Raw genomic sequence first — 201 nt, forward strand, 5'->3', positions numbered from 1 at the left:
CGGCAAATACCCAGTCCCGCAGACCTTTGGCCCTGAAGTATTTGCTTTTTATCCATCGGGCGCCTTTTTTAGGGTGCCTTCTTGCCGCCCATCGCCATAGCATTGACCAGACCTCGTGATCAACCCGATCGAAGGCTTTCTTGGCGACGACATGGCTATGGTAATTCGCCCATCCTCGTAAAACAGGATTGAGCAGCTTTA

Annotated in this window: 1 protein-coding gene; it reads right to left on the minus strand. The window is 51.7% G+C overall.

Translation table 11 applies throughout. From position 1 onward, the window contains the following. Positions 1-201, minus strand: a 201-nt coding sequence (locus P0D89_RS54650; protein ID WP_408379971.1) for a group II intron maturase-specific domain-containing protein, incomplete at both ends; no start/stop codon positions are given.

The sequence above is a fragment of the Paraburkholderia sp. RL18-085-BIA-A genome, assembly GCF_046027075.1.
GTDB lineage: Bacteria > Pseudomonadota > Gammaproteobacteria > Burkholderiales > Burkholderiaceae > Paraburkholderia.